Source organism: Microbacterium aerolatum (assembly GCF_007988825.1).
In the GTDB taxonomy this organism is placed as follows: domain Bacteria; phylum Actinomycetota; class Actinomycetes; order Actinomycetales; family Microbacteriaceae; genus Microbacterium; species Microbacterium aerolatum.
Genome location: NZ_BJUW01000007.1, coordinates 131,004 through 157,171, shown reverse-complemented (window position 1 = coordinate 157,171; position 26,168 = coordinate 131,004). Strand labels below are relative to the sequence as shown.

The window sequence follows — 26,168 nt, the reverse complement described above, 5'->3', positions numbered from 1 at the left end:
GGTTATGCGCGACGACAACCGACGAAATCCATACCGTCTAGGCTCCGGCGCACTCAGACCGCGGCGGCGACGAGCTCCAGGGTCTGGGCGCGGCCGGTCGCGGCATCCATCGCTTCCGATTCGTACGCGCCGGCGACGGGCGAGAGCATGACCTCGTCGACGCCGAACTTCGCGGCGAACTCGCACAACTCGGTCGCGATGGACGATCCGGTGCCGACGAACCAGCGTGAGCGGGCGGCTTCGACGACCTGATCTGTCGCGGGGTCGGATGCCGCGGACAGCGCCTCCTCGACGGTCTCGAGCGCGACGAGCGGCTTGTTCAGGCGCAGGCGCGCCATCATCCGCAACTGAGGCAGGGCGCGGGCCTCGGCCTCCTCCGCGGTCGGGGACGCGACGACGTTGACGGTCAGGAACGTGCGCGGCTCGGGGTGCGCCTCGCTCGGCTGGTAGCCGGTGCGGTACAGGTCGAGTGCGCGCTCGAGTCCCTGGCCGGAGAAGTGGTTGGCGAACACGTACGGCAGGCCCTGGGATGCCGCGAGCTGCGCCGAGTAGTCGCTCGAGCCGAGCAGCCACACCTCGGGGGTGCTGACCGCTGCGGGCGTCGAGTGCACGTTGTACTCTCCGCCGGAGGTGAAGCGCACGGTGGCACCCTCTCCGCCCAGGAGCAGCGAGATGTCCTGCACGTGGCGGGGGAACTGCTCGACGTCGCTCGTCGTGCCAGATCCGCGCAGCAGTTGCGTGATGACCGGATCGCTGCCGGGTGCGCGACCGAGCCCGAGGTCGATGCGGCCGGGCGCGATGGCCTCGAGGGCTGCGAACTGCTCGGCGACGATGAGCGGTGCGTGGTTCGGGAGCATGACGCCGCCGGAGCCCAGGCGCATCGTCTTGGTGCGCGAGGCGGCAGCGGCGATCAGCACCGGGGGAGTGGTGGACGCCACGGCCGGCATGTTGTGGTGCTCGGCGAACCAGTAGCGGCGGTAGCCGAGGCGGTCGGCGATCTCGGCGAGCGACAGGGAGGCGGCGATGGCCTCGGCGCTGGTCTGGCCGGTGCGCACCGGGACGAGGTCGAGCACGGACAAGGCGGGGGCTGAAGCAGTCATCGCTCGGTGCAACTGCTCCGGCGTCCGGCCCATTCCCGGCCGTCGCACGCAGATATTCTTTTTCAATGGACGCCACCCTCTTCTACGTGCTCGTCGGTGCTGTGATCGTGGCGGCGATCGCGCGTTGGCGAGGGTGGCCGGCGCCTCTACTGGTCACGGTCGTCGCGCTCGCGGCATCCTTCCTCCCGTTCATTCCGGAGATGGATCTCGACGGGCATCTGCTGCTGAATCTGGTTCTTCCTCCGCTGCTGTACTCGGCGGCGCTGGATGTCTCGTTCGTCGGGTTCAAGCGCAGCCTGCCTCAGATCCGCAGGCTCGGGATCTGGCTGGTGCTGCTCACGACCGCCGTGGTCGGACTCGTGGCGTGGCTGATCATGCCGTCGCTGACGCTGCCCGGCGCGCTGCTGCTGGGGGCGATCGTGGCGCCGCCGGATGCCGTCTCAGCTGCCGCGATCGGTCGCAAGCTCGGGTTGCCGAGGCGGATCATGACTGTGCTGTCAGGGGAGAGCCTCATCAACGACGCCACCTCTCTGACGCTGTATCGGGTCTTCGCGGCAGTGATCGCGGGCGCCACGCTCACGGTCTGGGACGGGATCTGGCAGTTCGCGATCGCGGTGGTGGTCGGCGTGGTCGTCGGGCTGGTGTTCGGCATCATCCTGCACCAACTGCGGATGCGCGTGGCCGACCCCGTGGTGATCGGAACGTTCGGGCTGCTGGTGCCGTTCGGCGCGTATGCGATCGCTGAGCACCTGGGCGGATCCGGTGTGCTCGCGGTCGTGGCGATGGGGCTGTATGTGGGTTTCAACGCTCCGCGCACCGATTACACGACGAGGCAGCAGGAGGCGCCCCTGTGGCTGTCGGCGGACCTGCTGCTGGAAAGTTTCGTGTTCGCGTACATCGGGCTGCAGTTCCGTCGCGTGCTCAGCGATCTGGGGTCGGAGTCGGTGGAGCACATCCTCCTGCTGTCGGGTGCGGTGCTGCTTGCGGTCCTGTTCGTGCGGCCGCTGTTCATCTATCCGGCGCACGCGTGGGCGCGGTGGCGTGAGCGGAGCCGGCTGCGGCGGCTGGAGCGGATGGTCGCAACCGGGCGGTTCGATGCGCGTCGGCAGAAGCGCGGGCGCGAGACGATCACCGAGGAGCAGATGCGCAGGCGCCTGACAGAGCCCGCGCTGGACTGGAAGGACAATGCGGTCATTTCGTGGGCCGGAATGCGCGGTGTGGTGACGCTGGCGACGGCGCTCGCCGCGGCGGACCTGGCGGCGCTCGATGTGAGGTCGTCGCACGCGATCGTCGTGGTCGCGTTCATCGTCACGGTCGCGACGTTGATGCTGCAGGGGCTCACACTGCCGGTCCTGATCAAGCGGCTCGGTGTCGCCGGTGACGTCGACCACGAAGAGGATGCCAAGGCGATCGCTGCCGTGCGCGCACGCAGCCGAGAGGCAGGAAAGGCGTTCCTCGCCGCGCAGCGCGAGCAGTGGGCGGCCAAGTACGGGGAGGCGGAGATGAAGGCCTTCGACGCGTTCACGATGCGGATGACGCGGGTGGAGACCGACACCGATCGGGTTCAGGAGGTCGAGGAGTCGATGCCGCGACCCTCGTACGACGACCTCGTCGCGCTGTCGAAGGGCTGGCTACATGTGAGGCGCGAGGTGCTGCTGGCGGAGCGCGACGCGGACAACCTCGACGAGGAGCTGATGCGTGAGCTGATGACGGCGATCGACGCTGAGGAGCTCGCGCTCGACACGAAGGGTGCGACCAGGCCGCAGTCGCGGGCTTAGGTCAGCCGCCGGCGCGGTGAGTCCGCGGCGCGTCCGTCGCGGCCAGCACCGATGTGAGCCCGTCTCGCACGTCGTCGACGAAGTACGCCGGCGCCTCGAGAGACGGGAAGTGCCCTCCGGAGCGGGGCTCGCACCAGCGGACGATGCGCCGGAATCGTTCCTGCGCCCACGGGCGCGGCCACCTCTCGATGTCGCGGGGGTAGGTGCTGATGGCGGACGGCACGTCGACGCGAAGATCGGGATCCAGCGAGGCGTGGCTTTCGTAATAGATGCGGGCGGCCGATGCCCCGCTGCGGGTCAGCCAATACAGCGTGACGTTGTCGAGGATGCTGTCGCGGGAGATCGTTTCGAAGGGGCTGTCTTCGGTGTCGGTCCATTCTGAGAACTTCTCGAGGATCCACGCGAGGAGACTCGCCGGGGAGTCGACGAGTGAGTAGCCGATCGTCTGCGGGCTGGCCGCCTGTACCTTCGCGTAGGCCGCCCGTCGGCTCCAGAATTCTTGGGACTCGTCGACCCAGTCGCGTTCTGCTGCTGTCAGTCCATCTGGGGACAGCCCGGGAGGCGGCTGCGCGACGGTGGTGTGGATGCCGATGACCCGCTCGGGGTAGCGGCCGCCGAGGATCGTGGTGATCACGCCGCCCCAGTCGCCGCCGTGGGCGAGGAACCTGGTGTACCCGAGCCGGTCCATCAGCTCCACCCAGGTCGCGGCGATCTTTTCGATCCCCCATCCGGTGGTCGTCGGTTTGTCGCTGTATCCGAAACCGGGCAGTGACGGGGCGACGACGTGAAACGCAGGTGCGGCGGGGTCGCGCGGGTCAGCGAGGTCGTCGATGACATGGGCGAACTCGGCGACGCTGCCCGGCCAGCCGTGCGTCAGGATCAGCGGTGTGGCATCCGCACGCGGTGATCGACGGTGCAGGAAGTGGATGCCGAGGCCGTCGATGGTCGTTCGGAACTGGCCGATTCCGTTGAGGCGCGTCTCGAACGCTCGCCAGTCGTACTCGGTGCGCCAGTAGTCCAGGACCTCGGTGAGGTCGGCGAGTGGAACGCCCTGTGCCCAGCGCTCGCGCCCGGCGGCGGCCCCGCGGACGGTCTCCGGCTCGGGCAGCCGGGCCGCGTCGAGTCGCGCGCGAAGGTCGGCGAGGTCGCGGTCTGGTGCGTGTGCAGTGAATGCCTGAATCTCGTGATCATTCATGAGATGACGAGCGTATGACGCGCCGCCGACATCGTCGAGGACGTCGGCCGGATGCTGCCGAGATTCACCGCCCGACGGCATCCATCCTGCCTGAACTGCCGAGACTCAGCGCCCGGCGTCCACCTGCGCCGGCTCGTCGTGTGCGTACGGGGCACCATCCCGTTCGAAGCCTCAATGTCGGTGGCCCCTGGGACTATGAATTATGGCCACCTTCACCGACGTCGCGGCGCTGATCCCCACCCTGTGTGGGCAGCTCGTCGACGGCGGTGATGCCGATTTCGCGCAGGCGTCGATGATGCTGATGACGGATGCCGACGTCGTGAAAGTTCTTGAAGAGACCGCCGCCGTGGCGCAGCAAGTGGAGCAGATCCAGGTGGCGGCGGCGGGCGTGATCGATGTGCGATCGAAGCGTGAGCGCGGTCACTCAGGCCTGTCGGCAGCACGGGGACATCGTTCGGCGGCGGCGTTGATCCAGGACGTCACGGGGTCGACGAAGGCAGATGCTAATCGGAAGGCGCGAGTCGGAGAAGCGCTCCTGGACGACGAGCCGGGGCCTGTCGACGGTGCAGCGCCGCAGCCGGAGGATGTCGGGGCGAGCGACGAGCGCCCCACGCCCAGTCCGTGGTTTCAGCCGTTACGTGACGCGCTGCGGGATGGCCGTCTGACTTCGTCGCAGTTCGATGCGATCCGACGCGGGCTGGGAGAGCTGCCTGAGATCGACTCCGACCCTTTGGATGCGGACGCAATTGCGTGCGCGAGGGAAGAGGCGCGCGCAGCATGGGCGGAGGCCGCCGAACAGCTGGTCGACGAGGCCGCCGCGCGGACCGTGGAAGAGCTGTGGCAGCAGGCACGGACGATTCGCGATCTGCTCGATCCGGAGGGAGCCGAGGCGCGCTATCTCGAGCGTTTCGAGAACCGCTCGTTCCGCACGTACCGCGGGCAGGACGGGCAGAAGCGTGCGTCGATGGCGCTCGATGATGAGGGCGATCTGTTCATCGAGACCGTGATGGCCGCCGCTCTGCGTCCGCGCCGTGGCGGTCCACGATTCGTGGATGCCGACGAGAAAGAGCGCGCCGCCGCGCTGACGGACGATCCTCGTACCAACGACCAGCTCGCGTACGACCTGATCATGGACGTCATCCGGGCCGGTGCGCTCGCCGATGCAGAGAACGTGTTCGGCACACGTCAAGCAGGTGTGCGGCTTGTGCAGACCGTGGATGCGGACGGCAAAACCGCGTCCGTCGCCCACAGTGAGGACTACCTGGTCTCGGTGCCCGGCGCCGTCGCGGAGCAGCGCATCTGCGACTCCGGATCTGTGACAGTCACGGTCGATTCGTGCGGGAACCCGCTCGATGTCGGTCGAGAACAACGACTGTTCACTTCGAAACAGCGCATCGCGCTCGCGATTCGCGACGGTGGATGCCGCTGGCGAGGGTGTGATCGGCCGGCGTCCTATTGCGAAGCCCATCACATCGATGAATGGGACCGGGACAAGGGCCGAACCGATATCGACCGGGGCATCCTGCTGTGCCGATATCACCACATGACGCTGCACCACGGTGGCTGGCGCATCACCCGCCGCGAGAAGGAAGACTTCGTCCTCCATCACCCATCGGGGGAGACGTTTGTAATGCGACCGCGAGCGGTGTTGACGTACGCCTGGGGTGGGATCGATCCACCGCCCAAACGGTTCAGGCCCGCCGCGTAACCGGGACCGGGTTCGACCCTTCGACAGGCTCAGGGATCGAGCATCTATCGCTTATTTCGCGGATGCTGCTTCGCCGTGCGCTCATTGCCGTGCTTGTAGTTCCCCGTCCAGCGAGCCATCGAACCCTGCGGATCGGCGCGCGCCTCATCGAGGAACTCCTCGGCTCGCGCGCCGCGGAGAACAGTCGCCTTGCGGCCATGGTGCGTGATGATGACGCTCCCGTCCGAGCGAACCTCGTACTCGAAGCCCCTGGCCATGCCCATCAGTCGTCCCTCGAGAGCACGAGCAGCTCACCGACCTCGCACTCAAGCGCGTCGCAGATCGCTCGCAGTGTCGAGTATCGAATAGCCCGCGCCCGATCGTTCTTCAGCACCGACAGATTCACGATGCTCACCCCGACCCGGGCGCTCAGCTGCGTCAGCGTCATGCCCCGCTCGGCGAGCAGCTCATCCAGCCGGCAGTGGATGCCGGTCTCCTCCTCGTCGGAAGCCGCTGGAGTCATACCAGCCCCTCCGTATCCTTCTGAAGCACGGAACCGCGACGGAACACGATGACCAGGACGCCGACTGCGAACGCCGCGATCAGTGTCGGAATCGCATCCATCAACAAGGCCGTCTGGCCATCGAACTCTCCCCCGATTGCTGCGAACACGCCATTCAGGCCCATGTTGTGGAACCACATGCCGCCGAGACCTGCGACCAGCAGTCCCACAGACGCGGCAAACGCCAGGCGAGTGTTCACTCGATCGAAGACGACGTTGCGCAGCAACCGGCGACAGACGAGCGTCGCGAAAACGGCAGTCGCGATGAGCCCGAGGGTCGATATCACGACGCCCAGCAGAAGGCTGACGATGCTCACGACGTTCACGTCCTCGACGGACAGTATGACGATGTCGGTGGACGCTGGCACCCCATCAGCGATGTCGGCGGTGATCGTCTGTGCCGATGCCGGCGCCCGGACGGTCACAGCATCCGGAGCGGAGAAAAGCTCCGTGATCTGGCGGACGCCATCGAAGAGAAGAAACCCGATGGCCAGAGCCCCGACTCCGATCGCCGTGGCGAGGTCTCCCCGGTCGCGCTTCGTTTGGAGGGCCGGGTCGCGCACAGCCATCAGACCAGCCCTTCCGTCTCGCGCTGCAGCCGCTGACCCACCTCGAACGCCGTCGCCACCAGAGCCAGAGCGATGCCCCATCCGACGGGTGCGAGATCAGCCGAGTAGAGGAATTCCCAGAAGCTTCCTGTGTCCGCGCCTGCCGTGGCCAGCTGCTCGACCGCCTGAGCGCGACCGATCGCGCCGAACAGTGGGCTGATCAGGCCGCTCACCACGAGCGCGAACGCCGCCGTCGCCAGAACCGGCACCATGGAACGCCGGAAGGCCAGCTGCCTGATCAGCGACAACCCCAGCCACCACAGCGACATGCACACGATCACCGTCGCCAGCGCCGGCAGGGCCACCTCCAGCAGGAAGAGCCAGCGTGTGCCGGCATCCAGAGCCTCGAAGCTCACGACCGACTGCGTATACGAAGCGGCCGCGACGCCGGACGCGTCCGCCAACGACTCCATCGGTGCGCCGTCGACCGGCAGGTTCACGGCCACCGGCGATCCGAAGATCTCCACACCGGCGCTGACCGCCCCCACGAGCGCGCCGACTCCGATGCTCACCGCACCGGTCGCGACCAGCCCCAGCGCCACCGCCTCGACCATCGATGGCCGTCCGTAACGAGACATCACACCCTCCTTATCGACATTCGTTGTTATCGATGTTCGTTAACATAACGACTCTCGATAACCCGGTCAAGACCCGGCTATGCCGACGGCGAACACGGCCTTACCCGGCGACGCAGATAGTTACTCTCGATGTACAGGCGCTGAAGAGCCGTCTGGCGTCAGTGCATTCGCCCCGTGCGAGCCAAGGAGTTGACAATGTTCGAGAGATTCACGGACCGAGCCCGTCGTGTGGTCGTCCTCGCCCAAGAAGAGGCGAAGATGCTCAACCACAACTACATCGGCACCGAGCACATCCTGCTCGGCCTCATCCACGAGGGTGAAGGCGTCGCAGCAAAGGCTCTCGAGAGCCTCGGCATCTCTCTCGACGCCGTGCGCGAGCAGGTGCAGGACATCATCGGCCAGGGCCAGCAGCAGCCCACCGGCCACATCCCCTTCACCCCGCGCGCCAAGAAGGTGCTCGAGCTGAGCCTCCGCGAGGCGCTGCAGCTCGGCCACAACTACATCGGCACCGAGCACATTCTGCTCGGCCTCATCCGTGAGGGCGAGGGCGTCGCCGCCCAGGTGCTCGTCAAGCTCGGCGCCGACCTCAACAAGGTCCGCCAGCAGGTCATCCAGCTGCTCTCGGGTGCCCCCGGCCGTGAGCCCGCCGCCGTCGGCGCGCAGGCCCACGACACCGCGCAGGCCGCACAGGGCGGGTCGGCAGTGCTCGACCAGTTCGGACGCAACCTCACCCAGGCGGCGCGCGACAACAAGCTCGACCCGGTCATCGGCCGCGAGAAGGAGGCCGAGCGGGTCATGCAGATCCTCTCGCGCCGCTCCAAGAACAACCCGGTCCTGATCGGTGAGCCCGGCGTCGGCAAGACCGCCGTCGTCGAGGGACTCGCCCAGGCGATCGTCAAGGGCGACGTGCCCGAGACGCTGAAGGACAAGCAGCTCTACTCGCTCGACCTCGGCTCGCTCATCGCCGGCTCGCGCTACCGCGGTGACTTCGAGGAGCGCCTGAAGAAGGTCACCAAGGAGATCCGCACCCGCGGCGACATCATCGTCTTCATCGACGAGATCCACACCCTCGTCGGTGCGGGCGCTGCCGAGGGCGCGATCGACGCCGCCAGCATCCTCAAGCCGCTGCTCGCCCGTGGCGAGCTGCAGACGATCGGTGCCACGACGCTCGACGAGTACCGCAAGCACTTCGAGAAGGATGCCGCGCTCGAGCGCCGCTTCCAGCCGGTGCAGGTCAACGAGCCGAGCCTGCCGCACGCGATCAACATCCTGAAGGGGCTGCGCGACCGCTACGAGGCGCACCACAAGGTTCAGATCACGGACGGCGCCATCGTCGCGGCGGCGAACCTCGCCGACCGCTACGTCTCCGACCGCTTCCTGCCGGACAAGGCCATCGACCTGATCGATGAGGCCGGCGCGCGCCTGCGCCTCAGCATCCTGTCCAGCCCGCCCGAGCTGCGCGAGTTCGACGACAAGATCGCCGACGTGCGCACTCAGAAGGAAGCCGCCTCCGAGGAGCAGGACTTCGAGAAGGCCGCGGCACTGCGCGACGAGGAGAAGAGCCTCCTCGCCGAGCGCCTGCGCCTCGAGAAGCAGTGGCGAAGCGGCGACGTCGCGACCCAGGCAGTGGTCGACGAAGGCCTGATCGCCGAGGTTCTCGCACAGGCCACCGGCATCCCGGTGTTCAAGCTCACCGAAGAGGAGTCCAGCCGACTCGTCTTCATGGAGAAGGCCCTGCACCAGCGCGTCGTCGGCCAGGAAGAGGCCATCGCGGCCCTCTCCCGCACGATCCGCCGCCAGCGCGCGGGTCTCAAGGACCCGAAGCGCCCCTCGGGCTCGTTCATCTTCGCCGGCCCGACCGGCGTCGGAAAGACCGAGCTCGCCAAGGCGCTCGCGGAGTTCCTCTTCGACGACGAGAACGCGCTCATCTCGCTCGACATGAGCGAGTTCGGCGAGAAGCACACCGTCTCGCGGCTGTTCGGTGCCCCTCCCGGGTTCGTCGGCTTCGAAGAGGGTGGCCAGCTGACCGAGAAGGTGCGCCGCAAGCCGTTCAGCGTGGTCCTGTTCGACGAGATCGAGAAGGCCCACCCGGACATCTTCAACTCGCTGCTGCAGATCCTCGAAGAGGGTCGCCTCACCGACGGCCAGGGCCGGATCGTGGACTTCAAGAACACGGTCATCATCATGACCACCAACCTCGGATCGTCCGCGATCGCCGGAGGACCTGTGGGCTTCCAGATCGAGGGCAACGCGCAGACCAGCTACGAGCGGATGAAGGGCAAGGTCGACGAAGAGCTCAAGCGCCACTTCAAGCCCGAGTTCCTCAACCGCGTCGACGACGTCATCGTCTTCCCGCAGCTGTCGAAGGAGGAGCTCGTCCAGATCGTGGATCTGTTCGTCAAGCGCCTCGGCGACCGTCTGCTCGACCGCGACATGACGGTGGAGCTGACGCAGGCGGCCAAGGAGCGGCTCATCGAGATCGGCTTCGACCCGGCGCTCGGCGCTCGTCCGCTGCGTCGTGCGATGCAGCGCGAGATCGAGGACCAGCTGTCCGAGAAGATCCTGCACGGCGAGCTGAACCCCGGCGACCACGTGAAGGTGGATGCTGACGGTGCACAGTTCCTGTTCGAGACCACCGCACGCGGCGAGAAGGTCGCGGTCGGCGTCAACACCACGGGCGGCGCGATCTCCGCGACCCCCGACCTGACGGCCGCATCGGGCGAGTAACTCGCAGATACGACGAACGGGCGGATGCTTCGGCATCCGCCCGTTCGTCGTTTGCGGGCGGGTGCCAGGGAAAGCCGCCCGACCGGTTCTAGGCTGAGAACGTGAGTGAGTACACCGTCCGCCCCGCCCGCAGCGCCGACATCCTCGGCATCCATCATCTGCTGGCGCCGCTGGTCGAACGACGCATCCTGCTGGGCAAGGATCTCGCGGTGCTCTACGGCGCCGTGCAGGAGTTCTTGGTCGCGGAGCAGGATGGGCAGCTCATCGGCTGCGGCGCCCTGCACGTGATGTGGGAGGACCTCGGCGAGGTGCGCACGCTGATCGTGCGCGACGACTGGCTCCGTCACGGCGTCGGCCGCGCGATCGTGGAGCGGCTGGAGGAGCGCGCCGAAGAACTCGGCCTCACCCGGCTGTTCTGCCTGACCTTCGAGGTCGACTTCTTCACCCGCCGCGGGTTCGAGCCGATCGGCGAGCAGGTCGTCGACCCCGACGTGTACTCGCAGCTGCTGCGCAGCCCGGATGAGGGCGTCGCCGAGTTCCTCGACCTCGCGCACGTCAAGCCGAACACGCTCGGCAACACCCGGATGCTGAAGAGCCTGTGATGGCTCGTCCCAGCAAGGCCGTCTACCGGCGCCGACGCCTCGTCTTCTTCACGGGGCTGATCGTGCTGCTCGCCGCGATCGGCGTCGGAGCGTGGCTGCTGATCGCGCAGCCGTGGGCTGCCACGGCTGGGCAGGACGCCGCGCCGACGAGCACCGCGACGAGCACGCCGGCGACGTCGCCCTCGCCGGAGGAGACCGGCGAGGAGAGCCCGTCGCCAGAGCCGACCACGTCAGCTCCCGCCCCGTGTCGTGCCGGCGACATCGTCGTAGACGCCGTCACTGACGCGGAGACATACCCGGCCGGCGTGTCGCCGCAACTGTCGATCTCACTGTCGAACAAGGGGGCGGTCTCGTGCACCCTGGATGTCGGATCGGCGACACAGGTGTTCACCGTCACCAGCGGCGAGGACGTGTGGTGGCGGTCGACCGATTGCCAGGAGAATCCGAGCAACATGGTGGTGACGCTCGAGGCCGGGCAGACCGTGACCAGCGCCGAGCCCGTGGTCTGGGACCGGACCCGATCGGACGTCGGCACGTGCGACCAGGAGAACCGGGCGCGCGCGCCGGGAGGCGGCGCCTCGTATCACGTCGCCGTCTCGATCGGCGGTTTCAACTCAGCGAACTCTCGGCAGATCCTGCTGTACTGAGGCGCGCCGGATCCTCACAGGGCTGACACGTTCCAGCTCTTTGGGATACCATTGAACGACTCTCGGGATACATCGGTGCAGCCATCCCCAGTGGCGTCGTATTCAGCGTCCCCAGCGCTTCGACATCCACCGATCGAGAGTAGAGGGCCCTTTCGAGTACTCCAGTCCCCAATGGATGACTCGAGAGGGCCCCGTTTATTTATGCTTGAAGTCATGGCAGCGAAGAAGTCGAAGTCGGCGGGCAAGCCCGCACCAGAGGAGTTCCGCTCCGATGCGCTCGCGCAGGCGCTCGAGAAGCAGGACATCGCCGCGGTCGCGCTGGCGCTCCGCCACGGGAACACCGTCGTGCCGCTGCTGCGTTCGGGAGACCGCGACAACCCGCTGGACGGCGGTGAGGTCTGGACCTTCCGCGACCCGAACACCGGTGACGTGGCGTTGCTGCTGTTCAGCGATGCCAAGAACAAGCCCGCGAACCTTCCGCCCGGGGTCGGGATCTATTCGCCCGAGTGGCTCCGGCAGTTCCTCGAGAATCACCGGGAGACGATCACCACGGTCTTCCTGGACATCGCAGGACCGCACCCGATGCAGGCGTCACCGGACGAGCTGCTGAAGGCGCTGGCGTAGGCGGAGGCGGCTGTGGACGTTTCGACTCGCTGACGTTCGCTCAACGCGTTTCGTCTCCGTCGCTGCGCGACTGCGCTCAACGACCCGCAGGGGAGCTGGGCGTCTCCGTCGCTGCGCGACTGCGCCCAACGACCCGCGAGTACAGGTTTGCGTTTCTTCCCGCGATTCCAGGTGGGCGTGCGGATGAGAGCTGCAGCGGTTCGGGTCGTTGAGCGGAAGCGGCGAAGCCGCTGAAGACGAAACGGGTTGAGCGAGCGGAGCGAGTCGAAACCGTGCTCACCTCAACAGGCCGAGCGGAGCGAGTCGAAACCTTGCTCACCTCGACAGCCCGAGCTGCGCGAGTCGAAACCTCGCGAACCTCAGAACGGCGGGATGTCGTCTTCGCGCCGGCGCGAAGCGGGCTGTGAGCGCCGGGGAGGGCGCGTCTTCACCGCGGCCAGAGCATCCGCCAGCTTCTCCGACCGCTCGTCGACGACCTGCGTGTAGCCGAGCCTTGCCGCCTCGTTGCGACGCTGGCCGGCCTGCGTCACCGGCCGGATCTCTCCGGCGAGCGACAACTCGCCGACCGCCGCGACGGTCCGCGGCACCGACACCCCCGTGATGGCACCGGCCACGGCGATCGCGATCGCCAGGTCGGCCGCCGGTTCCGTGAACCGCACACCCCCGACCGTCGACACGTATACATCCAGCTTCGAGGTGGGGATGCCGCCCCGCTTCTCGAGGATCGCCAGCACCATCGCGACCCGCGCGGCATCGAGCCCCGACACCACCCGACGCGGGTTCGGCGCCGCCGTGTCGACCGTCAGCGCCTGCACCTCGACCGGCAGGGCGCGACGCCCCTCCATCGCGATCGCGACGCACGTGCCCGGCTCCGCCTGACCATGCCCGAGGAACATACCCGACGGATCGGGCACCTCGGCGATGCCGTCTCCGGTCATCTCGAAGCAGCCGACCTCGTCGGTCGGTCCGAACCGATTCTTCAGCGCGCGGATGAACCGCAGCGCCGTCTGCCGGTCGCCCTCGAAATGACACACGACGTCGACCAGGTGCTCGAGGATGCGCGGGCCGGCGACCTGCCCGTCCTTCGTGACGTGCCCGACGAGGATGACCGGCAAGTGCCGTTCCTTCGCCACCCGGATCAGCGTCGCGGCGACCTCGCGCACCTGGCTGGGCTGGCCGGCCGCCCCGTCGGACAGCGAAGAGGCAACGGTCTGCACGGAGTCGACGATCACGAGCTGGGGCTTCACCTCGTCGATGTGCCCGAGGATCGTGGCGAGGTCGGTCTCGCTCGCAAGGTACAGCTCGTCGTGCAGCGCTCCCGTCCGCTCTGCCCGCAGTCGCACCTGGGCCTGCGACTCCTCGGCGCTGGCGTACAGCACGCGCCTTCCGCCGCGAGCGGCCTGGGCCGCCACTTCAAGCAGCAGCGTCGACTTGCCGACACCCGGTTCGCCGCTGAGCAGGATCGCCGCGCCCGGCACGATGCCGCCGCCCAGCACGCGGTCGAACTCGCCCACGCCGCTCGATCGGCGAGGCGTCTCGGCCGTGGTGATCTGCGTGATCGGCTTGGCGGCGCGATCGGCCCCCGGCGCGATCGGGCTCATCTGCCGGACGATGCCGGTCTTGGCCGCTTGCTCCTGCACCGTCCCCCACTGCTGGCACTCGCCGCACCGGCCCACCCACTTGGATGTCGTCCACCCGCATTCGGTGCAGACGAACGCGGGAGGAGCGGGTCGACGGGTTGCCATGAAGCAAGGCTAACCGCGGCATCCGACGTCGGTGCTCCGCCGCGGCAGTGTGGATATCTCCGGCGGTGGCGGGCCCGGGCGGCGCGGGCACGGGGATAGCCTGAGTCGCACGAGACCCGGGAGGAACGATGGGCGATCCGGTTCGACTCGTCCGGCATGCGGACGTGCTGGCCGCTGCCATGGATGCGACGACCTTCTCAAGCCGCACCTCGACGCACCTGCACGTCCCCAACGGCATGGACGGCGATGAGCACCGGATGTTCCGGGAGATCGTCGACCGGCAGATGACCCCGCAGATCGTGGCCGAGCTGGAGCCGATGCTCGCCGAGGTGGCCCGCGGCGTCGTCGCCGAGCTCCCGCGGGGTACGGTCGTCGACGCGGTCCGCGACCTCGGTGAGATCTTCGCGGTGCGCGCGCAATGCCGGTGGCTGGGATGGGCTCCCGGCATCGAGGCCGAGATGCTCGACTGGATGGCGGAGAACTACGCTGCGGCCAGGGCAGGGGATCCCGAACGCAACGCCGCAGTCGCGGCCGCATTCGACGAGATCGTCGCGAGTCAGGTGGCGGCGCACCGGGACATGTCCAACCGCACAAAGCCAGCCGACGCCACATCACGCCTGCTCGACGAGCAGGTCGAAGGACGTGAGCTGTCGCACGAGGAGATCGTGTCGGTTCTGCGCAACTGGACGGCGGGCGACCTCGGCTCGTTGGCGCGGTGCGTCGGCGTCGTCGTGCATCGCCTCGCCGAGCATCCGCGTTGGCAGCAGCGGGTGAGGATGCTGTGCCGCGCCCTCCACCAGCCGAACCGGTCACGGGCGGCGGAGAACACGGCCGAGCTCGACGCGATCCTCGCCGAGTGCCTGCGCATCGACGACCCGTTCGTCGCCAACCGGCGCGTGGCCACCTGCCCAGTGACCACACCATCGGGAGTGACGATCGATACCGGCGACGGCGTCCTGCTCGACTGGGTCGCAGCCAACCGCGACCCCGAGGTCTTCTCCGATCGATTCGACCCGGCCGCGCACGCCGACGACAACCTGGTCTTCGGAGCCGGTCCGCACGTCTGCCCGGGTCGCGACCTGTCGTTCGCCGAACTGCGGGCCGTCATCGGCGCGCTGCTCGATGCGACCGAGCAGATCGAACCCGCTCCCGGTCGGACCCCGACCCGCCACCGCCCGCCGATCGGCGGCTGGGAGGAGCTCCCGGTCGTCCTCCGCTGACCTCAGCCGCCGATCGCGTTCATCCCGCGATCGGGCTGCAGGAACGACGGGTCGTTGATCGCGTGCCCTGGAAGCTTGGCCCAGATGCAACGCCGCAAGGCGTCATCGATCGACACGTCGGGGGCTCCGCTGCGCAGCGTGGGCAGCAGATCGAACTCGTGCGTCGAGAACAGGCAGTTGCGCAGCTGACCGTCCGCGGTCAGCCTCAACCGGTCGCACGCACCGCAGAACGGGGCGGTGACGGATGCGATCACGCCCACCGTCGCGGGGCCGCCGTCCAGCATCCACCGCTCGGCCGGCGCGCCGCCGCGGCCGGGCACCGCCGTCAGCGACCAGCGCTCGGACAGCGCCGCCAGGATCTCGTCGCGGGTGACCATCTCCGACCGGCTCCAGGTGTGCCCGGCATCCAACGGCATCTGCTCGATGAACCGCAGCTCCGCCCCGTGCTCGGTCGCGAACGAGACGAGGTCGACGATCTCGTCGTCGTTCACTCCGCGCATCGCCACCGTGTTCAGCTTCAGCGGACGCAGACCGGATGCCGCGGCAGCGGCGACCCCGCGCAGCACGTCGTCCAGCCGATCACGACGGGTGAGAGCCGCGAACCGGTCGCGCTGCAGCGTGTCGATCGAGATGTTCAGGCGCGACAGCCCGGCGTCGATGAGCGCATCCAGATGCTCGGCGAGCACGATGCCGTTGGTGGTCATCGCGACCTGCACCGGACCGTCGGGCGACTGGATGGCCGCGAGACGGCGCACCACGTCGACGATGTCGCGCCGCAGCAGCGGCTCTCCGCCGGTCAGCCGGAACGTCGTGATCCCGGCATCCGCGGCGACCTGCGCGATCCGCACGATCTCGTCGGTCGACAGGATCGACTCCCGCGCCAGCCATTCGTTGCCCTGCTCCGGCATGCAGTACGTGCAGCGCAGCGAGCAGCGGTCGGTCAGCGAGATGCGCAGGTCGCGGTGCACCCGGCCGTGCGTGTCGAGGAGCGCTCCCGTCGACGGCATCCGCGCCGCTCCGAGGCCGGTGGATGCCGGGGGAGCGGTCTGGATGCTGACGGGAACAGCGGTCATCGTCAGGACTTCCTGCCCACGTCGCGCAGCATCCCGGCGACGACCAGCGCGAATGCGCCGACGATCACCAGCAGCCACAGACCCAGGGAGTACGAGTTCGTCTCCGGACTGTACGTGGCGCCCATCACCAGTGGCGGGAAGTAACCGCCGAGGCCGCCGGCCGCTGCGACGACGCCGCTCACGGCGCCCACCTTCTCCTTCGGGGTGGACGGGCCGATCCAGGCGAACACCGCGCCCATCCCCAGCCCCATCGCGGCCGCCATCAGGATGAACGTCACGCCCGTGACGATCCCCTCCGGGGGCTGCTGGCCGACGATGTACGCGAGCGAGACGATGCCGCCCAGGGACACCAGCGACACGATCTTCGGCCCGAGGCGGTCGGCGAGGACGCCGCCGATGGGGCGGGCCACCACGGCCGCGGCGGCGAACAGGGCAGTGCGTGCGCCGGCGCCGAGCGCGTCGACCTCATCCGGGTAGATCGTGGTGAGGTACTTCGGCAGGAAGTTCGAGAACGCCACGAATCCGCCGAAGACGATCCCGTAGAGGAACGCCATCTCCCACGTCACCGGCAGCTTCAGGGCGCCGATGACCTTCGGCACCAGGCGCTCGTTGTTCGCCTCCCACACCGGCGATTCGCGCATCAGGAACCACACCAGCGCGGCCATCACCACCAGCGCGCCGGCGATGACGAAGTGCGTCGGCAGATACCCGATCGAGTCGGCCAGCCCGGGCGTCGCCAGCGCCGAGACGGCGGTGCCGATCATGCCCATGCCGAACACGCCGGTGGCGAAGCCGCGGCGCTCGGGCGGGAACCAGGCGCCCGAGAAAGGGACGCCGACCGCGAAGATCGTTCCGGCGACACCGAGGTAGAAGCCGGAGATGATCAGCAGCGGGAAGCTCTGGATGCTGCCGGCGAGAGCGACCAGCAGCACGGCGGGTGCGGACAGCAGCAGCACGGCGGTGAACATGATGCGTCCGCCGAACCGGTCCGTCATGGCGCCGATCACGATGCGCCCGAGCGCGCCGACGAGCACCGGGGTGGCGAGCATGAGCGAGATCTGTCCCTCGTCCAACCCCATCTCGGTGGCGTAGGTCTGCTGCAGCGGCGAGATCGACATCCACGCCCAGAAGCCGATCGTCGAGGCCAGCGTGGCCAGCAGAACCTGGCCGAGTCCGCCTCGCAGTGAGGCCTCGGACGGAGTGCCGGCGCGCGTGCTCGGAGCAGTCATCTCGCATCCTTTCGCTACCGGCGAGAGTAGCGGCACCTCCGTACGCTGACCAGAGCCGAGGCCGTTTCAAATCCGATCGCCATCGACTCGAATAAAACCGGCCCACCCTTGTAGACCGATGCCTCGCACGGCATGATGCTGGGTTAACAGGCGTTCTCCGGAAGGAGCCCATATGACCCCCGGCATCCGCACTGACGGAGCACCGGCGACGGACGGCCCGCTCGCAGATGCACTTCTGAACATGGGCCGCTTCGTACGTCCGGGAGAGACCTCCGAGGACCTGCGGTCGGTGTTCCTCCAGGGCGGCAGATCGGGCGATGCGTTCTACCGGGATCGCTGGTCGCACGACAAGGTGGTGCGCTCGACGCACGGCGTCAACTGCACCGGGTCGTGCTCGTGGAAGGTCTACGTCAAAGACGGCATCATCACGTGGGAGGCGCAGCAGACGGACTACCCGTCCGTCGGTCCGGATTCGCCCGAGTACGAACCCCGCGGCTGCCCCCGCGGCGCGGCGTTCAGCTGGTACACCTACTCGCCGACCAGGGTCCGCTATCCGTACATCCGTGACACGCTCGCGCAGCTGTACCGTGCCGCGAAGGCGCAGCATCCCGACCCCGTTGACGCCTGGGCATCGATCGTCGAGGACCCGGAGAAGGCGGCGTCCTACAAGCGCGTGCGCGGCAAGGGCGGGCTCGTGCGCACGACGTGGGACGAGGTCATGGAGGTGGCGGCGGCAGCGCACGTGCACACCGTGAAGACGTACGGCCCCGACCGGGTCGCCGGCTTCTCGCCCATCCCCGCGATGTCGATGGTCTCGCACGGCGCGGGCTCACGGTTCATGAACCTTCTCGGCGGCACGATGCTGTCGTTCTACGACTGGTACGCCGACCTTCCGGTGGCGAGTCCGCAGGTCTTCGGCGATCAGACTGACGTTCCGGAGTCCGCGGACTGGTGGAACGCGGGATACCTCATCATGTGGGGCTCGAACGTGCCGGTCACCCGCACCCCCGACGCACACTTCATGGCCGAGGCCCGTTACCGCGGCCAGAAGGTCATCACGGTCTCACCGGACTACACCGACAACACCAAGTTCGCCGACGAGTGGGTCGCACCCCACCCGGGCACCGACGCAGCCCTCGCCTTCGCGATGGGGCACGTCATCCTGCGCGAGCACTTCGTGCAGCGGCGCACGACGCGCTTCCAGGACTACATGCGCCGGTACACCGACGCCCCGTTCCTCGTCGAGCTCGAGCAGCGCGGCGAGGGCTTCGTCCCCGGCAAGTTCGTCACGGCATCGGATCTCGACGGCGCCGCCGCCGAGCAGGCGCGCGCCGACTTCAAGCCGGTGCTGATGGATGCCGCCGGCGCCCCGGTGGTGCCCAACGGATCACTGGGCCACCGGTTCAGCCCCGAGGACGAGGGGCGCTGGAACCTCGACCTCGGCGGTGTCGTCCCGCCCCTGTCGGTCGCCGACCTGCCGCAGTGGACGGGCGAGGCCGCCGAGCTGCGCCTGCCGCGGTTCGATCTCGACCCGGAGCCAGGCCAGGAGCACGCCGGCGGTTCGGGCGTCGTGGTCCGCGGCGTGCCGGTGCGCACCATCGCCGGCAAGACGGTCACCACGGTGTTCGACCTCATGCTCGCGCAGTACGGCGTGAGCCGTCCCGGCCTGCCGGGGCAGTGGCCGGCGGATTACGAGGACGCGTCCACACCCGGGACCCCCGCCTGGCAGCAGGAGCACACCTCGGTGCCGGCGGAGCAGGCGATCCGCATCGCCCGCGAGTTCGCCGACAACGCGGATCGCTCCGGCGGGCGCTCGATGATCCTGATGGGTGCAGGCACCAACCACTGGTTCCACTCGGACACCATCTACCGCACGTTCCTCGCGCTGACCACGATGACCGGATGCCAGGGCGTGAACGGCGGCGGATGGGCGCACTACGTCGGCCAGGAGAAGGTGCGGCCGATCACCGGCTACCAGCAGTACGCCTCGGCCGCCGACTGGGGCCGCCCTCCGCGGCACACCATCGGCACGGCGTTCTTCTACCTCGCCACCGACCAGTGGCGCTACGACGGTCTGCCGGCGGACCAGCTGTCCTCCCCGCTGGGAACCGGCCGGTTCGCGGGACGCACCACGGCCGACTGCCTCGTCGAGTCCGTGCAGCGCGGGTGGATGCCGAGCTACCCGACCTTCGACCGCAACCCCCTCGATCTCGTCGACGAGGCCGATGCCGTCGGCAAGGAGCCGGCCGCGCACGTCGTCGACAGCCTCAACGAGGGGACGCTGCGGTTCGCCGTGGAGGACCCGGACGATCCGGCGAACTTCCCCCGCGTCATGAACATCTGGCGTGCCAACGTACTGGGCTCCTCCGGCAAGGGCAACGAGTACTTCCTCAAGCATCTGCTCGGAACCGATGCGGCCGTACGGGCATCCGAAGCCGCTCCCGATGCGCGGCCCGCGAGCATGACGTGGCGCGAGAAGGCGCCGGAGGGCAAGCTCGACCTGCTGATGACGGCCGACTTCCGCATGACCAGCACCACGCTGTTCAGCGACATCGTGCTGCCGGCGGCCACCTGGTACGAGAAGCACGATCTGTCCTCGACGGACATGCACCCGTTCATCCACGCCTTCAACCCGGCGATCGCTCCGCCCTGGCAGACGAAGACCGACTTCGAGACGTTCCGGATCCTGGCCGAGAAGTTCAGCGAGATGGCGCGCACGCACCTCGGCGTCCGCCGCGACCTGGTCGCGGCGCCTCTGCAGCATGACACTCCTGATGCGATGGCCACGCCGCACGGGCGGGTGGAGGATCTGCCGCGCGTTCCGGGTGTGACGATGCCGAAGCTGATCGTCGTCGAGCGGGATTATCCGAACCTGGCCGAGCGGTGGAAGGCCCTCGGGCCGCTCACCGAGAAGCTGGGCCTCACGACGAAGGGCATCACGTATCACGCGGAGCCCGAGATCGAACGGCTGGGCCGCGTCAACGGCACGGTGACCAGCGGCCCGTACGCAGGCTCCGTCCGGCTGGACTCGGACAAGCGCGCGTGCGAGCTGATCCTCGCGATGTCGGGCACGAGCAACGGCCGGCTCGCCGTGCAGGGGTTCAAGGCGCTCGAGAAGCACACCGGGCAGGAGATGGCGTTCCTCGCCGACGAGCACGAGGGCACGCATCTCTCGTTCACCGACGTCTCGGTGCAGCCGCGCAGCGTCATCACCTCGCCGGAGTGGTCGGGATCCGAGCACGGCGGGCGCCGCTACACCGCGTTCGCGATCAACGTCGAGCACCTGAAGCCCTGGCACACCCTCACGGGGCGCCAGCACTTCTATCTCGACCACGACTGGATGGACGAGCTCGGCGAGACGCTGCCGATCTACCGGCCGCCGCTGGACATGCACCGCCTGTTCGGCGATGAGATCCCAGGCACCAGCACGGCGACCGAGGTGGCCGTCCGCTACCTGACCCCGCATTCCAAGTGGTCGATCCACTCCGAATACCAGGACAACCTGTTCATGCTGTCGCTCTCCCGCGGCGGTCCCACGATCTGGATGAGCCCGCAGGATGCCGCGAAGATCGGCGTGCGCGACAACGACTGGATCGAGTCGTACAACCGCAACGGAGTCGTCGTCGCGCGAGCGAACGTGTCGCACCGGATGCCGGAGGGAACCGTGTACATGTACCACGCGAAGGATCGGACGGTGGATGTGCCGCTCTCGGAGACGAGCGGCCTGCGCGGCGGCATCCACAACTCGCTCACCCGCATCCTCCTCAAACCCAGCCACCTCATCGGCGGTTACGCGCAGCTCGCCTGGGCGTTCAACTATCTCGGCCCGACCGGAAACCAGCGCGACGAGGTCACCACCATCCGCCGCCGCAGCCAGGAGGTGCAGTACCGATGAAGGTCATGGCCCAGATGTCGATGGTGATGAACCTCGACAAGTGCATCGGATGCCACACCTGCTCCGTCACCTGCAAGCAGGCGTGGACGAACCGAACCGGCGTGGAGTACGTCTGGTTCAACAACGTGGAGACCCGGCCGGGCGTGGGGTACCCACGCGGCTACGAGAACCAGGAGAAGTGGGGCGGCGGGTGGGTGCGCAACAAGCGCGGCCGTCTGCAGCTGCGCAGCGGCGGTCGCCTGGCGAAGCTCGCACGCATCTTCTCCAACCCCAAGCTGCCCGAGATCGACGACTACTACGAGCCGTGGACCTACGACTACGACATGCTCGTCAACGCCCCCAGTGGCGACCACACGCCAGTGGCACGCCCGAAGAGCCTGATCACCGGCAAGGACATGAAGGTGTCCTGGTCGGCGAACTGGGACGACGACCTCGGCGGCTCGATCGAGACGATGCACGAGGATCCGATCCTGCAGAAGATGAGCGAAGAGGTGAAGGCCGAGTTCGAACAGGCCTTCATGTTCTACCTGCCGCGGATCTGCGAGCACTGCCTGAACCCTTCCTGCGTGGCATCCTGCCCCTCCGGCGCGATGTACAAGCGCGCGGAGGACGGCATCGTCCTCGTCGATCAAGACGCCTGCCGCGGCTGGCGGATGTGCGTGTCGGGATGCCCCTATAAGAAGGTCTACTTCAACCACAAGACCGGCAAGGCGGAGAAGTGCACGATGTGCTATCCGCGCATCGAGGTCGGGCTTCCCACCGTCTGCTCGGAGACCTGCGTCGGCCGACTGCGCTACCTGGGCCTGGTGCTGTACGACGCCGACCGCGTCGCAGAGGCGGCAGCAGTCGAGGACGAGCACGAGCTGCTCGACGCGCAGCGATCGGTGCTGCTCGACCCGCACGACCCCGCGGTCATCGAGGCGGCAAGAGAGGGTGGCATCCCGGAGGACTGGATCGAGGCCGCGCAGCGGAGCCCCGTGTGGCGCCTGATCCATGACTACAAGGTGGCCCTGCCGCTGCACCCGGAGTACCGCACGATGCCGATGGTCTGGTACATCCCGCCGCTGTCGCCCGTGGTCGACGTGGTCAGCGGTTCCGGAAACGACGGCGAGGATGCCAGGACGCTCTTCGCCGCGATCGACAAACTGCGCATCCCGATCGGGTATCTCGCCGAGCTGTTCACGGCGGGCGACGTCGCACCGGTCGACGAGTCGCTGCGCAAGCTCGCTGCGATGCGTTCGTACATGCGCGGGATCAGCATCGACGACGAGCGCGACGAACGGATCGCGCAGGCGGTCGGCATGACCGGTCGCGAGATCGAGGAGATGTACCGGCTGCTCGCGATCGCGAAGTACGAGGAGCGCTACGTGATCCCCGCTGCGCACTCCGAGCAGGCGCACGATCTCGAGGAGATGGCGTGCTCGCTCGACTTCGACGGCGGGCCGGGGATGGGTGGCGCAGGCGGACCGTTCGGAGCGGCCAGCGGCTCGGCCGTCCCGGTCGCGGTGGAGAACTTCCACGCTCTCGCCGACCGCCAGACCGCCGACCAACCGTCCACCTCCGGCCGCGTCAACCTGCTGAACTGGGACGGCAACGGCAGCCCGACGGGACTGTTCCCGCCGACCACCGATCGATCCGAAGAGCGCTCCTACGAGGGCGAGTCGTGAGCACCGTCCTCCCGCCGCGCGTGACGCCGAAGCGGAAGCTGCCCGACACCCTCGCGCCTGCGACGCTGGATGCTGCGCAGCGGAGCACCGTGCACATGCTCGCCTCGCTGCTGCTCGACTATCCGGACGCGCAGTGGTTCGACCGCCTCGACGTGTTCGAAGCGAACGCCGCGTCACTTCCCGCCACGGTCGCGGAGCCGCTGGAGCGGTTCATCCGCAGTGCGCGCGAGGCGGGGCCCTCCGCCTGGCAGAAGATGTACGTCACGACCTTCGATCTCAAACGCAAGTGCTCGCTGTATCTCAGCTACTACGCGACCGGAGACACGCGCCGGCGCGGCACGGCGCTGGTCACCTTCATGGATGCGTACCGGGCGGCGGGGTGGGAGTTCGACGCGGCAGAGCTGCCCGACTACCTTCCTGCGGTGCTGGAGTTCTCGGCGAGGTCCCGGTCCGACGTCGCCGACGCAGTGCTGGCCGCACACCGCGAGGGCATCGAGGTGCTGCGCGCAGCCCTCGAGAGCATGGACAGCCCCTGGGCGGATGTCGTGCGCGCGATCACGCTGTCCCTGCCGAAGGTCGACCAGCGCACGCGCGAACGCGTGCTGGCGCTGGTCAACGAGGGACCGCCGACCGAAACGGTCGGACTCAGCCTGCCCATGCCCGCGTTCCGGGCGGTCGGGACGTCAGCCTCGCGAACGGGGGAGCAGCCGTGAACACCATGCCGATCCTGCTGTGGGTGGTGCTGCCGTACGTCTGCGCGGCGGTGTTCATCCTCGGCCACATCTGGCGGTACCGGTACGACAAGTTCGGCTGGACCACCAGGTCGTCGCAGACGTACGAGAACCGGCTGCTGCGGTGGGGCTCGCCGATGTTCCACCTCGGCATCCTGATGGTGATCGCCGGCCACGTCGTCGGACTGCTGATCCCGCGGGAATGGCTGTACGCGATCGGGATCACCGAGGAGATCTACCACATCGGGGCGACCGTGCTCGGGACGTTCGCCGCCGTCCTCACGCTCGCCGGACTCGCCATCCTCGTCTTCCGACGCCGCACGGTGCCGGCGGTCTTCCTGGCCACGACGGTGATGGACAAGATCATGTTCGTGTTCCTCGGAGCGACGCTGGCCTTCGGCACCGCGGCGACGGTCGTGCACCAGGTCTTCGGCTCGGGCTTCCACTACCGCGAGACGATCTCGCCCTGGATGCGCGAGATGATCATCTTCCGTCCGCGCCCCGAGCTCATGGTCGATGTGCCGCTGCTGTTCCAGCTGCATGTGATCACCGCGTGCGTGCTGTTCGCGCTGTGGCCGTTCACGAGACTCGTGCACGTGTTCTCGGCGCCGGTCGGGTATCTGTTCCGGCCGTACATCGTGTACCGGTCGCGCGACGATCACCGCGGCTCGCGCGATCCGAAGCGCGGCTGGGATCCGGTCGCCCCGCCCGACCCCGCCCGCCTCCGCCGCCCCTAGCGGCGTCGCGTCCAGCGGCCCGCTCAGGTCCCGCGGGACCGCTCAAACGCCGGGCTCCCGTATGGCGATCAAACACCGGGCTCCCGAATGGTCGTCAAAGACCACTCATACCGCGGGTCGTTGAGCGAGCCGCAGGCGAGACGAAACGCGTTGAGCGAGCGGAGCGAGTCGAAACGGACCTGGTCACAATTCACCGAGCGCTCGCGGCCACAGCAGCGGCGAACGGCGTCGCCGGCGAGGCGAGCACTTCGGCCAGCGCCCCCTGTTGTGTGATCCGGCCCCGCTCGAGGATGATCAGGCGGTCGGCGAGCGCCTCGGCATCGGCCACTCCGTGCGAGACGAACAGGGTCGTCGTCCCGCGCAGCTGCGCGCGCACGACGTCTCGCAGCCGCGCGGCCGCTTCGACGTCGAGCGAGGAGAACGGCTCGTCGAGCAGCAGCACCCGCGGCCGAGCCGCCAACGCGCGCGCCAGGGCGACCCGCTGCCGCTGCCCGCCGGAGAGCTGATCCGGCCGCCGCTCTCCGAAGCCCTCGAGCCCGACGCGCAGCATCCACTCCTCGCCGATCGCGCGGGCCTCCCCGCGGGACGCTCCGGCCGACCGCGCGGCGAACGCGATGTTCCCGGCTGCCGTCATGTGCGGGAACAGCAGCGCGTCCTGCCCGAGCAGCCCGATCGCTCGCCGCGACGGGGGAGTGTGCTGCCTGGCGTCGGCCAGCGTCGCCCCGTCGATCGCGACGTGCCCGGCGTCGAGACGCGTGAGGCCGGCGATGGCATCCAGCAGGGTCGTCTTACCCGCCCCGCTCGGACCCATCACCGCGAGGACCTCTCCCGGGGCGAGCGACAGCTCGCCATCCACGGCGGCGTGCGCGACGACGACGTGCGCGTCCAGCGCGCCGGTCACCTCCGCGCCGGTCGCTCCCGCAGCGGTCATTCCCGTCCCGGTCACTTCAGCGCCCCCGGTCGCCAGGCCCGTACGAGCAGCAGCACCACCACCGCGGTCGCGAGCAGCAGGATCGACAGCGCCACGGCCGTCTCGCGGCCCGTGCCCGCCCCGTTGAACGCGGTGTAGATCGCCAGCGGCATCGTCTGGGTGACACCCGGCGCGTTGCCGGCGAACAGCGCTGTCGCACCGAACTCCCCGATCGCGCGCGCGAAGCAGAGGATCACGCCGACGACGATGCCGGGGGCGGCGAGCGGCAGCGTCACCCGCCACAGCACCCGCCACGGCCGGGCGCCGAGGGTCGCTGCCGCGCGCTCGTAGCGTCCGCCGACCCCGCGGATGGTGCCCTCGACCGCGAGCACGAGGAACGGGAGCGCGACGAAGGCCTGTGCCAGCACCACCGCGGCCGGGGTGAACGGCAGAGTGAGGTCGAACCACGCGGACAGGGCCTGGCCGATCGGACTCGTGCGCCCGAACAGGAACAGCAGCGCCGCACCTCCCACCATCGGCGGCAGCACCAGCGGCACCGCGACAAGCGCGCGCAGCAGCGCCGAGACCCGGGGACCGGAGCGGGCCATGAGCAGCGCGAGCGGCAGCCCGAGAACCAGGCAGAGTGCGGTGGCGGCCAGTCCGCTCACCAGTGACAGCCGCAGCGCGTCGAGCGCGGCCGGCGAGGTGATGTCCTGCCAGAGCGTCGACCACGACGCCCGTGCGATGAGCGCGACCAGCGGCAGGATCAGCAGCGCGACACTCAGCACGGCCGGCGCCATCAGGACGAACGGCGTATCCGTGCCGGTGCCACGATGACCCGATCGGCGCGAGC

At 68.5% G+C, this 26,168-nt stretch carries 22 protein-coding genes; 11 read left to right on the top strand and 11 right to left on the bottom strand.

Translation table 11 applies throughout. The features are described 5' to 3' along the window. Positions 1-53: 53 nt before the first annotated feature. The gene (locus MAE01_RS09500; RefSeq protein WP_147039306.1) at positions 54-1,100 is read right to left on the bottom strand and encodes an LLM class flavin-dependent oxidoreductase; all 1,047 of its coding nucleotides are present in this window, start codon (positions 1,098-1,100) and stop codon (positions 54-56) included. Positions 1,101-1,165: 65 nt separating this feature from the next. Between MAE01_RS09500 and MAE01_RS09495 the strand changes: the two genes are divergently transcribed. Next, positions 1,166-2,878, top strand: a complete 1,713-nt coding sequence (locus tag MAE01_RS09495) for a cation:proton antiporter (RefSeq protein ID WP_147039305.1) — start codon at positions 1,166-1,168, stop codon at positions 2,876-2,878. Position 2,879: 1 nt separating this feature from the next. Here the strand turns inward: MAE01_RS09495 and MAE01_RS09490 are convergent, their stop codons facing one another. Further along, positions 2,880-4,073: an epoxide hydrolase family protein gene (locus MAE01_RS09490; protein ID WP_147039304.1), complete on the bottom strand. Its 1,194-nt coding sequence runs from the start codon at positions 4,071-4,073 to the stop codon at positions 2,880-2,882. Positions 4,074-4,275: 202 nt separating this feature from the next. Between MAE01_RS09490 and MAE01_RS09485 the strand changes: the two genes are divergently transcribed. After that, positions 4,276-5,781, top strand: a complete 1,506-nt coding sequence (locus MAE01_RS09485) for an HNH endonuclease signature motif containing protein (RefSeq protein WP_147039303.1) — start codon at positions 4,276-4,278, stop codon at positions 5,779-5,781. A gap of 44 nt (positions 5,782-5,825) precedes the next feature. On the opposite strand, the gene MAE01_RS09480 is transcribed toward MAE01_RS09485, so the two are convergent. From MAE01_RS09480 to MAE01_RS09465, 4 genes are read right to left on the bottom strand one after another with little or no spacing between them, the layout of a single operon-like run. Continuing rightward, positions 5,826-6,044: a hypothetical protein gene (locus tag MAE01_RS09480; RefSeq protein ID WP_147039302.1), complete on the bottom strand. Its 219-nt coding sequence runs from the start codon at positions 6,042-6,044 to the stop codon at positions 5,826-5,828. Then, positions 6,044-6,283 (bottom strand): helix-turn-helix domain-containing protein, encoded by a 240-nt coding sequence (locus tag MAE01_RS09475; protein ID WP_147039301.1) that lies wholly within the window; start codon positions 6,281-6,283, stop codon positions 6,044-6,046. Before MAE01_RS09475 ends, MAE01_RS09480 begins: the two co-directional genes overlap by 1 nt. Next, positions 6,280-6,891 (bottom strand): hypothetical protein, encoded by a 612-nt coding sequence (locus tag MAE01_RS09470; protein ID WP_147039300.1) that lies wholly within the window; start codon positions 6,889-6,891, stop codon positions 6,280-6,282. Before MAE01_RS09470 ends, MAE01_RS09475 begins: the two co-directional genes overlap by 4 nt. Continuing rightward, complete coding sequence (locus tag MAE01_RS09465) at positions 6,891-7,508, bottom strand: hypothetical protein (protein WP_147039299.1); 618 nt, start codon at positions 7,506-7,508, stop codon at positions 6,891-6,893. Before MAE01_RS09465 ends, MAE01_RS09470 begins: the two co-directional genes overlap by 1 nt. Positions 7,509-7,703: 195 nt before the next feature. Between MAE01_RS09465 and MAE01_RS09460 the strand changes: the two genes are divergently transcribed. The 4 genes from MAE01_RS09460 (at position 7,704) to MAE01_RS09445 (ending at position 12,108) form a co-directional block, all read left to right on the top strand. Beyond that, positions 7,704-10,235 carry an ATP-dependent Clp protease ATP-binding subunit gene (locus MAE01_RS09460; protein ID WP_147039298.1) on the top strand — a complete coding sequence of 844 codons (2,532 nt, stop codon included), beginning with the start codon at positions 7,704-7,706 and terminating at the stop codon, positions 10,233-10,235. Positions 10,236-10,336: 101 nt separating this feature from the next. Next, on the top strand, positions 10,337-10,837 hold the full coding sequence (locus tag MAE01_RS09455) for an amino-acid N-acetyltransferase (protein WP_147039297.1): 501 nt from the start codon (positions 10,337-10,339) through the stop codon (positions 10,835-10,837). Then, positions 10,837-11,484 (top strand): hypothetical protein, encoded by a 648-nt coding sequence (locus tag MAE01_RS09450; protein WP_147039296.1) that lies wholly within the window; start codon positions 10,837-10,839, stop codon positions 11,482-11,484. Before MAE01_RS09455 ends, MAE01_RS09450 begins: the two co-directional genes overlap by 1 nt. 213 nt (positions 11,485-11,697) lie before the next feature. Continuing rightward, on the top strand, positions 11,698-12,108 hold the full coding sequence (locus MAE01_RS09445; RefSeq protein ID WP_147039295.1) for a dehydrogenase: 411 nt from the start codon (positions 11,698-11,700) through the stop codon (positions 12,106-12,108). A 359-nt stretch (positions 12,109-12,467) separates the two neighbouring features. Here the strand turns inward: MAE01_RS09445 and radA are convergent, their stop codons facing one another. Further along, complete coding sequence (radA, locus tag MAE01_RS09440; RefSeq protein ID WP_147039294.1) at positions 12,468-13,853, bottom strand: DNA repair protein RadA; 1,386 nt, start codon at positions 13,851-13,853, stop codon at positions 12,468-12,470. Positions 13,854-13,981: 128 nt separating this feature from the next. On the opposite strand from radA, the gene MAE01_RS09435 reads away from it, so the two are divergent. Beyond that, entirely contained in the window at positions 13,982-15,073 is a 1,092-nt protein-coding gene (locus MAE01_RS09435; protein ID WP_147039293.1) for a cytochrome P450, read from the top strand. A gap of 2 nt (positions 15,074-15,075) precedes the next feature. Here MAE01_RS09435 and moaA read toward each other — a convergent pair whose 3' ends face one another. Both moaA and MAE01_RS09425 read right to left on the bottom strand, forming a co-directional pair. Further along, positions 15,076-16,146 (bottom strand): GTP 3',8-cyclase MoaA, encoded by a 1,071-nt coding sequence (gene moaA, locus MAE01_RS09430; protein ID WP_147039292.1) that lies wholly within the window; start codon positions 16,144-16,146, stop codon positions 15,076-15,078. 2 nt (positions 16,147-16,148) lie between these two features. Beyond that, on the bottom strand, positions 16,149-17,375 hold the full coding sequence (locus MAE01_RS09425) for an MFS transporter (RefSeq protein WP_147039291.1): 1,227 nt from the start codon (positions 17,373-17,375) through the stop codon (positions 16,149-16,151). Positions 17,376-17,547: 172 nt separating this feature from the next. Between MAE01_RS09425 and MAE01_RS09420 the strand changes: the two genes are divergently transcribed. The 4 genes from MAE01_RS09420 to narI are packed head-to-tail and all read left to right on the top strand — an operon-like array spanning position 17,548 to position 24,405. Further along, entirely contained in the window at positions 17,548-21,270 is a 3,723-nt protein-coding gene (locus tag MAE01_RS09420; RefSeq protein WP_147039290.1) for a nitrate reductase subunit alpha, read from the top strand. Further along, entirely contained in the window at positions 21,267-22,937 is a 1,671-nt protein-coding gene (narH, locus tag MAE01_RS09415) for a nitrate reductase subunit beta (RefSeq protein ID WP_147039289.1), read from the top strand. Before MAE01_RS09420 ends, narH begins: the two co-directional genes overlap by 4 nt. Beyond that, positions 22,934-23,650, top strand: a complete 717-nt coding sequence (gene narJ / locus MAE01_RS09410; RefSeq protein WP_229718094.1) for a nitrate reductase molybdenum cofactor assembly chaperone — start codon at positions 22,934-22,936, stop codon at positions 23,648-23,650. Before narH ends, narJ begins: the two co-directional genes overlap by 4 nt. Before the next feature lie 5 nt (positions 23,651-23,655). Next, entirely contained in the window at positions 23,656-24,405 is a 750-nt protein-coding gene (gene narI / locus MAE01_RS09405; RefSeq protein WP_147039335.1) for a respiratory nitrate reductase subunit gamma, read from the top strand. A 190-nt stretch (positions 24,406-24,595) separates the two neighbouring features. On the opposite strand, the gene MAE01_RS09400 is transcribed toward narI, so the two are convergent. Both MAE01_RS09400 and MAE01_RS09395 read right to left on the bottom strand, forming a co-directional pair. Next, positions 24,596-25,336, bottom strand: coding sequence for a sulfate/molybdate ABC transporter ATP-binding protein (locus MAE01_RS09400; protein WP_147039288.1), 741 nt, complete (start codon positions 25,334-25,336; stop codon positions 24,596-24,598). 11 nt (positions 25,337-25,347) lie between these two features. Beyond that, entirely contained in the window at positions 25,348-26,115 is a 768-nt protein-coding gene (locus MAE01_RS09395) for an ABC transporter permease (RefSeq protein ID WP_147039334.1), read from the bottom strand. Positions 26,116-26,168 lie beyond the last annotated feature (53 nt).